Here is a 7,836-nt window from a genome sequence, read left to right on the forward strand (position 1 = left end):
AGCCCAGCTCTCGTTGCTAAGTCTGTTCAGCATACGCCAGGATACAACCTGTACAGCTGGTATGTCGCTCCACATGCTGCCGCTAAGGCAATTCCAGTGTTTGCTGTCCAGTTCTTCTTTTCTTTCAATCTGATTCAAACAGGTGGTACAAATCATGGTGCAATTGTCTTCATTGCTGCTGGATTGAGGAGGTACTTCATAAAGATGGAGTGGTTCACTGCTTTGACACAATTCACATTTATTTTCACTTCTTTTAAGCAGTTGTTCTTCTAGTCTCATTTTTATTCCGTTAGTTCAAAGCCGCGAATATACTAGAATTTTAGACAAGTAATCTTTCCATCCATGGTGGTTACGATCAACCTGTTGTCTTTGAGAAAGGACAGAGGGTTTACCAACGCATTAGAAAGTTTATGGATCCAGGCCAATGAGCCATCTCTACGGTTAAAAGCGTAGATGTTCCCCGAGTTGCTTAATCCAAATACCAGGCCCGCATATTCCTGAACTAAAGAAGGCGAGATTTCATAACCCATATTTTTACCACCTTTCCATTTTACTTCCATCTCATTTGCTTGCGAAGAAATACCTAATACATCACCGTCCATAGTTTTTACATACACGAGGCTACTGTCCGAAGAAAGCCCCATGGATTCTCTGACCCTTATTTTGGGATCTCCTTTACGCCAGATCACGGTTCCGGTTGCCGCATTGAGGCAGGTCATGTGGCGGTCTGGTGCTACGATGTAGAGTCGGTTACCGGTGATGACCGGAACACAGGAAGCGGGGGAGAACATGCGGTTGGTATAACCATCATCCCAGCGCCAAATCAATGTACCGGTGTTTTTATCCAGGGCATAAAAGGAATTGCCCCAGCTGCCAAAATAGACCTTTCCATTTTTCACAACGGGTTTACTTTCAGTAAAACCCTTTACTTTTTTGAATTTCCAGAGCCGTTTACCGGTACTCAGGTTGTAACATATGAAATGTCCGTCTGAACTACCGTAAAATACTTTATCACCGTCAATGACCGGGGAAGCAACTATCGGTTTGTGCGATGCAGCTTTCCAATTAATTTTTCCGGTGGTATTGTCCAGACAATAGAGATATTTATCTGTGCTTGCTACTACTATAGAGTTTCCTGCTGCATCTGGTGTACTGTAGATCTTTCCGCCTGTTTTTATGCCCCAAACCTTATTTCCATTGTTGATGTCATAGGCTTTGATCCAGCCATCTGTATTGGCTACAATAACATGCTGGCCTGAAATCACTGTTCCTGCGCCTATATCACTGTCATCCTGCACGCTCCAAACCTTTTTTGTGTCAGGATATTTTTCGTTTACATCAAAATTGGGGCGTGGATATTTATCTAAAGTAGTGAAGTCGTGTAGGTAAAGTCTGGCAGTTGCCCAGGCATTTGGATTTGTGGTCATGCCTGGTTTACGTTCATTGTAGAATATTGAGTCTTTAGCAATGGTCACGATATTGTAACCGCCGATGGAATCTTTTGCACGGAGGTTTGAACGTCCCATTATGCCTGGGATACCTTCAAAATTCAACAAATGATTATTGTGACCATGGCCGCAAAGGATGAGTTGAATGTTGTGGGTTTTTAGCCGGTCAATGCTTTCATACCAGTTATTCAGAGAGGAATCCTGAGGATAGTGGTTCACAAATATAATAGGAGTGGATTTTGGAGTAGCTTTAAGTACGGAATCCAGCCAAACAATGTTCTCACGTGGAATTTGCCCGGGACTCATTCGCATATTTGGACCACAGTTGGTACCGAGAAATAAAATGCCATTGTGTTTAAAAGAAAAGGTCTCAGCACCAAATACGGTTCTGAAACTATTGCCGCCACTTTCTGACCAGCACATATCGTGATTGCCTGGAATAATGTACCAGGGTTTGTTCAGTTTTTTTAAAATTGATTTGGAAAGCCGGAGTTCTTTGTCGGCACCAAATTCAGTCACATCGCCAGTGAGTACTACGAATTCCAGGTCAGGGCTGTTGTTGATGTCCCGGACGGTGCGTCTTAAATCTTCTGCACCAGTTTCGCTACCAACGTGTGTATCGGTTACATGTGCAAATTTCCAGGGTTTGTTTTGGGCACTAACTTCGAGCAGTATCGAAAATAGAAATCCTGTAATGATGAGTATCTTTTTCATGTCGCTAACAATTATACCAATACCATTTATAATATTAACGGTGTTTGGTGTAATTATTTTGTTTCGAACAAATGGAATTTACAGGATGAATTATCTGCTTTCTAAGGTGTCGGGACTGGGAATTGATTTGACTTTTTAAAGTATACTAACTTGGTAGTATTTGATTATTGTTTTTATCTTTGATCCTGATCACGCCTGTAATTTTCAAGGGCTGGCGAATTTTATGAATAAGTAATTGTAAAGATTAAAGAGAATAGCTAGATTTATGCGCTCCTCATTATCATAGCAGTTCTTACCTAATTATATATTTGCTAACCCGCCTAAATATTATAAGTGATTTAGATTATAATTGTAGATAGTAAAATGTTTTATGTAAAGTAAAAACCTTATGGCCCCCTACACTACACTTAGTGACGCCGAATTAACCGTTTTGCTAAAGCAGCAGGACCAAAGGGCCTATACCGTTATTTACGAAAGGTATTGGGCGCTGTTGTTTCGTCATGCATGCAAGATGATTAAGGATGAAGAGCAAGCTGCAGATGTGATACAGGACTTATTTACCATAATGTGGACACAAGCAGAGACACTGGAAATTAACACCTCACTGGCTTCGTACCTCTATACATCGCTTCGAAATCGAATTTTAAAACTGATCAGGAGAGAAAAGGTACAAATCAATTATTTGATCACACTTCCCGACTTTGAAAAAGAGGGCCATAATATTACAGATGAAATTCTGCGTGAAAAAGAACTTCAGATGCAAATTGAAAAAGAAATTGAAATGCTTCCATCAAAAATGAGGGAAATTTTTGAATTGAGCCGAAACGCACATATGAGTTATAAACAAATTGCAGAGGAAATTAATATTACAGAGGGAACAGTAAAAAAACAAGTCTATAATGCATTAAAAATATTGCGGGCAAGACTGGGAATGACCTTTTTTATGGGCATTATGAAATTAATATTATTTTTTTTTAAATAAATCTACCACTTCGTCTGTTTTAAAGGGTCATTCATTTAAACAGGCTAATATTGCTCTATAAAACATGACTGAACAAGAAGCAAAAGAACTGCTGAAGAAATATGAGAATGGCTTATCCAGTCGGGAAGAAAAGGCTTTTATTGAAAGCTGGTACCTGGATTTGTCTACACAAGCCGAAGATTTGAAGACAGAACCAGATTATACATTCTGGGACCAAAGAATAAAGAGAAATCTTCCTGTTCAGGAACATAGTGGAACCTGGAAATTATGGATACGTATTGCAGCTGCAGTTGTATTTATAGTTGCAGGAGCTGGTTTGTTTTTTTATACTACGGATTACTTTAAGACCAGAAGTGAACAAAGTGATCTGAACTATGTTCAAAACGAAATTAAGCCCGGAGGGAACAGGGCCTATCTGACATTGGCAAATGGTAAAAAGCTATCTCTTACTGATGCAGGAAATGGAGAACTTGCAAAAGAAGCAGACGTTGAGATTACAAAAACTTCAGATGGCCAGTTGATTTATAGGGTGAACAAGGATTCCAAACAAGAAAAGCCACTTATAAATACGATTGAGACACCTAAAGGAGGACAGTATCAGATCCTTCTGCCTGACGGCACAAAAGTTTGGTTAAATTCGGCAACCACGTTTAGCTATCCAACAAAATTTACAGGTGCCGAGCGTAGGGTAGAGCTTAAGGGAGAGGGGTATTTTGAAGTGGCTCATGACAAATCAAAGCCATTTAGAGTTGTTTCTAAAAATCAAACGATTGAAGTTTTAGGTACACATTTTAATGTCAACTCTTATTCTGACGAGGAAAATATAAAAACTACGCTGGTAGAAGGCCAGGTAAAAGTAAAAACTGGGAATGGTAATTCAGTTGTTATTAATCCTGGCGATCAGGCTGTTGTTGAAAAGGGAGAGATCAAAATACTGAAGGTAAATACCGATGACGTAATTGCATGGATCAACAATACTTTTGTGTTTAACCATGAAGAACTGGGGAGTATTATGAAAGAGATTTCCAGGTGGTATGACATAGAGGTTGTCTGTTCTCCGGAAATTTCTAAAAGACCTTTTTCGGGCACCATTTCGAGACAAAAAGGAATACTTGACGTGCTGGAAGTCATGAGTCTTACTCAATCGTTTCATTATAAAATTGAAGGAAGGAGGATATCTGTTATGCCATAATTTTACTATCCCCTAACAGTATATCCCTGAACATAAAAAGATCCAGAAGCGGTAGGACGCTCCTGGACCTGATACTCTTCTGAGTAAGTGTTTGGGTAATACTGAAAAATAAATCGACTTTACTAAACATCATGTACTAAACCCAAACAAACAAATGTATGAATTTTTACAGGACATTTAGGCGCTGTATAAAAAACAGTGCCTGTGCCAATATTTTATTGAAATTGAAACTGACCTTTATTATCTTGACCACGGTAATTCTGCAAGTTAGCGCAACCGGCTACGCACAGATTACACTAAAAGAAAAAGGCGCTCCATTAGAACAAATCATACAAAAAATACGGAAACAGACCGGCTACGATCTATTTTATGATGCCAGTACCTTGTCCAGGGCCCGGCCTGTTACTATAAATGTCACTAATGCTTCGCTGGAGGAGGCTCTTGAAAAATGTTTTAAAGATCAGCCCTTTACTTACAGGGTGGCAAGAAAGACTATAGTAGTTCAATATGCCGCTTTGGAGCGTGTTGTGCTGGTACAGCCAGTTCGAACTATTGTTGGAAAAGTTGTTGATGAATTAGCTAAGCCAATTCCAGGAGCTTCTATCCGCATTAAAGACTCCAATGGGAGGCCAATAGCAACGCGTTCTGACGGAAGTTTTATCATTGTAGTGGGATCAGAGAACGATGTATTGATTGTGTCTTATATCGGCTATAAAACCCAGGAAGTGAAATTGAAACCCAATCAGGGACCTTTGCTGATCAAAATGGAGATCGCAGAGAATAAGATGAATGAAGTGGTGATCAATACCGGTTTATTTAAAAAAGCGGATAAAAGTTTCACTGGTGCTTCCACAACGGTAACACAAAAAGAATTGAAACAATTCGGTAATCGTAACTTAATCACCTCTTTAAGGAATATTGACCCTTCTTTTAATATTATTGAAAGTAACTCTTTTGGATCCAATCCAAACCGTTTGCCAGAGATCCAGATTCGTGGAGGATCCAGTATGCCAAACGTGAATGATTTGCAGAACAATACCCGGGTTGATCTGAATACACCCTTAATTATACTGGATGGTTTTCAGTCTTCGCTTCAGGCCATGCTGGATATTAATGAGAATGATGTGGAATCCATCACTATGCTTAAAGATGCAGCTGCAACGGCCATTTATGGGTCCAGAGGTGCAAATGGGGTCATTGTAATTACCACCAGATCACCCAAACCAGGTAAGCTTCGTTTAAGTTTTGGTTCTAATGTTAATATCGAAGCGCCTGATTTGACGCAGTATAGCTTACTTAATGCAAGGGACAAACTTAATTTGGAGTTTATTGCGGGTTATTATAATAATGCAAGAGCAGAAACGGATCTGCCATTGAAAAGATACTATAATTACCTGCTCAATGAGGTAAACCGTGGTGTTGAAACTGATTGGTTGGCTATTCCGCTTCATACAGGGATTGGTCAACGTCATAATCTGCGCATTGAAGGGGGAGACGAGGCGTTTCGTTATTCTGCTTCCGGTCAGGTGAATAACATACAAGGGGTAATGAAAGGGTCTTCCCGCAATACCTTTAACGGGGGGATTACATTATCCTATACTTATAAGAACGTCAGGTTCAGAGATAATCTTCAGGTGCAGCAGGGAAAATCAACGGAATCTCCGTACGGCACATTTTCTGATTATGCTAGAATGAACCCTTATTGGAGGGCTTATGACGACAACGGAAATGTTTTAAAAACGGTTGGAGATCCCGGCAACCTGGATTGGACCAGTTATTGGACTGGTGGATTACCTACAAACCCTTTATATAATGCAACTTTAAATACATTCGACAAATCTTCTACCTCAAATATCGTGAACAATGCTTCGGTAGAATGGAACATCAAGCCAGAACTGACTTTACGGGCACAACTTGGTCTTACCAAGGGCATTGTTCAGTCGGATAAGTTCAGATCTGCAGATAATACTGCTTTTGCTAATTATGGGGTTGATGATGTGTTTAGAAAGGGAGATTATGTGTACGGCGTTTCCAATAGTTTGGGATACGACGGCTCTTTGAACCTTGCTTATTCTAAAACATTTGGGAAAAACCACGTGGTATTTGCGGGTGTGGATTATAATGTCCGCCAGGACAAAAATTCTGCTTATAGTTTTACTGCAGAGGGTTTTCCGAATGATAGTTTTGATTTTATTTCTATGGGTTTACAATACGCTAAGGACGGAAAACCAACGGGAACTGAGTCCTTGTCGCGTGCAGTGGGCATTACAAGTAATGTTAACTATATATACGCTAATAAGTATTTTGTTGATGCGACACTTCGTCTGGATGGATCATCGCAATTTGGTTCTAAAAAGCGCTTTGCACCCTTCTGGTCTACCGGTTTAGGCTGGAATATCCATAATGAAAGTTTTCTGGCAGATAACAAGATCGTTAACCGTTTAAAATTAAGAGGATCTGTAGGAATAACAGGTTCCCAGAATTTTAATGCTTATCAAGCTTTATCTACCTACAGTTATTATACAAATGATCGTTATTTTAACTGGATTGGTTCTCGTCTTATGGGATTGGGTAATGACAACCTGCAATGGCAGCAAACCCTGAAATACGACGTCGGAACTGATGCGGAATTTTTAAACAGACGTTTAAAAATCACAGCCGATTATTATATTGAAACATCTAACGATCTGGTTTCTTCTGTTAACTTGCCTGCTTCAAATGGCTTCTCATTTTATACAGATAATATTGGTAAAATGAGGAATAAAGGTTATGAATTGAAAGCAACTGGATTTCTGATTGCAAATCCCCAGAAATTTACATGGAGTATATCTGCAGCTTTAATGCACAATGCAAATAAAGTTTTGGAAACCTCACAGGCATTGAAGGATGCACAGAAAGCGGTTCAAAATGGGGTCCTGGGTAGCCCAGGTGTGCTGTACGTAGAGGGTTATTCCAGCAAAGCAATTTGGGTAGTACCGTCTCTGGGAATTGATCCAAGTACTGGAAAAGAACTTTATCTGGGGGCCGATGGTCAGCCAACTTATGTCTGGAGCGGAAATAATGTGCAGGCCATGGGTAGTACCGAGCCAAAAGCCTATGGCAATTTCAGTACCATGGTCAGGTATAAAAATTTATCTGTGAATGCTTCATTTCGATATACCTTTGGTGGCCAGCAATACAATCAAACACTGGTTGATAAGGTAGAGTCTGGAGATTATCATTATAATGTAGATTCACGTGTATATTATAATCGCTGGCAGCAACCGGGAGATATTGCCGCGTTTAAAGGTTTACTGGTTACCGGAACAACTTATAAAACCTCCAGATTTGTACAGGACGAAAACACCCTGATCTGTCAGAATATTGATATTCAGTATGACCTGAAGTCTAGACGTGTGCTGAAAAAGCTTGGACTTGAAGCGCTGAACTTTACGGCCGATATTGCGGATCCTATGTACTTGTCTACCATCCGGAGAGAGCGGGGTACTTCTTATCCCTTT

Annotated in this window: 4 protein-coding genes and 1 pseudogene; 3 read left to right on the forward strand and 2 right to left on the reverse strand. The window is 40.0% G+C overall.

The window, feature by feature from the left end; genetic code table 11:
• Together VNZ46_RS06460 and VNZ46_RS06465 are read right to left on the reverse strand one after the other, a co-directional pair.
• Window positions 1-279, reverse strand: a pseudogene (locus VNZ46_RS06460) (PhnA protein); the annotation flags it as partial.
• A gap of 32 nt (window positions 280-311) precedes the next feature.
• Window positions 312-2,162, reverse strand: a complete 1,851-nt coding sequence (locus VNZ46_RS06465; RefSeq protein ID WP_325559278.1) for a PQQ-binding-like beta-propeller repeat protein — start codon at window positions 2,160-2,162, stop codon at window positions 312-314.
• Window positions 2,163-2,550: 388 nt separating this feature from the next.
• Between VNZ46_RS06465 and VNZ46_RS06470 the strand changes: the two genes are divergently transcribed.
• The 3 genes from VNZ46_RS06470 to VNZ46_RS06480 all read left to right on the forward strand — a co-directional run.
• Window positions 2,551-3,144 carry an RNA polymerase sigma-70 factor gene (locus tag VNZ46_RS06470; RefSeq protein WP_325559279.1) on the forward strand — a complete coding sequence of 198 codons (594 nt, stop codon included), beginning with the start codon at window positions 2,551-2,553 and terminating at the stop codon, window positions 3,142-3,144.
• A gap of 64 nt (window positions 3,145-3,208) precedes the next feature.
• On the forward strand, window positions 3,209-4,336 hold the full coding sequence (locus VNZ46_RS06475) for a FecR family protein (protein ID WP_325559280.1): 1,128 nt from the start codon (window positions 3,209-3,211) through the stop codon (window positions 4,334-4,336).
• Between the two features lie 158 nt (window positions 4,337-4,494).
• The coding region (locus tag VNZ46_RS06480; RefSeq protein ID WP_325559281.1) for a SusC/RagA family TonB-linked outer membrane protein at window positions 4,495-7,836 on the forward strand (3,342 nt) is incomplete at its 3' end.

The organism is Pedobacter sp., assembly GCF_035566355.1.
GTDB lineage: Bacteria > Bacteroidota > Bacteroidia > Sphingobacteriales > Sphingobacteriaceae > Pedobacter.

Bases quoted from the DNA above. Each gene is read 5' to 3' on its own strand.
- VNZ46_RS06475 (WP_325559280.1), top strand. From the start codon at position 3,209: ATGACTGAACAAGAAGCAAAAGAACTGCTGAAGAAATATGAGAATGGC.
- VNZ46_RS06465 (WP_325559278.1), bottom strand. From the start codon at position 2,162: ATGAAAAAGATACTCATCATTACAGGATTTCTATTTTCGATACTGCTC.
- VNZ46_RS06470 (WP_325559279.1), top strand. From the start codon at position 2,551: ATGGCCCCCTACACTACACTTAGTGACGCCGAATTAACCGTTTTGCTA.